This window comes from Streptomyces sp. a15 (assembly GCF_059026085.1).
The window spans coordinates 1-861 of the sequence record NZ_JBWLKM010000256.1 but is presented as its reverse complement, the minus strand read 5'-3'; the positions used below and the strand labels follow the sequence as shown (position 1 = coordinate 861).

The 861-nt window shown below is 70.8% G+C and carries 1 protein-coding gene; it reads right to left on the bottom strand.

Translation table 11 applies throughout. The features are described 5' to 3' along the window. A partial coding sequence (locus AC5P09_RS51990; protein ID WP_493880636.1) for a condensation domain-containing protein occupies positions 1 to 861 on the bottom strand: 861 nt, incomplete at both ends.

Below are 861 nucleotides of genomic sequence, written 5' to 3'. Positions count from 1 at the left end.
ACTCCACCACCGAGGAGCCCGGCGGGACATCGCCGGCGGTGGCGTTCCAACCCTCCACCACCAGCCCACGCTCCAGCGGGCCGACAACATCGACCCGCCCGACCGGCACGGACGGATCGGCGACCACCTGCTCCAGGACCCGTTCGATCTGCCGGGCCGCATGGAGGGCCTCGTCGCGGTCGAAGAGATCGGGCCGGTAGGTGACATGCACCCGCATCCGATCGCCGGGCATGACGCCGACCGCCAGCGGATAGCTGGTACTGGCGCGGGTGTTGACGCGATCGACGATGACTTCGTCGTCCTTGGCGGCGAGGCCGGACCTGTCGCCGGGATAGTTCTCGAACATCAGCATGGTGTCGAACACGGCGCCGGCGCCGCAGAGCGACTGGATCTCCCCGAGACCGACGTGCTGATGGGCGAGCAGGGCCGACTGGCGGTTCTGAAGCCGTGTCAGCATCCGCACGACGCTTTCCTCGCCGTCGAGCCGGACCCGTACCGGCAGCGTGTTGAGGAACATCCCCACCATCGACTCCACGCTCGCCAGCTCCGGCGGGCGGCCCGCGACGGAGACGCCGAACACGACGTCCGTACGCCGTGCGAGCCGGCTCAGCACCATCGCCCAGGCGCCCTGCGCGAGCGTGTTCACGGTCAGACCGTGTTCGCGGGCCACGCTGGTCAGGCCGCGGGTCAGCTCCTCGGAGAGCAGCAGCGAGTCGCCCTGCGTGGCCGCCGGTCCCCGGCCCGCGGTGGTGGGAGCGATCAGCGTGGGCTCGTCGGTGCCCGACAGCTCGGCCCGCCATGCCTCGCGTGCCGTCTCCTTGTCCTGCCGGGCGAGCCAGGCCAGATGGTCCCGGAAGGAGG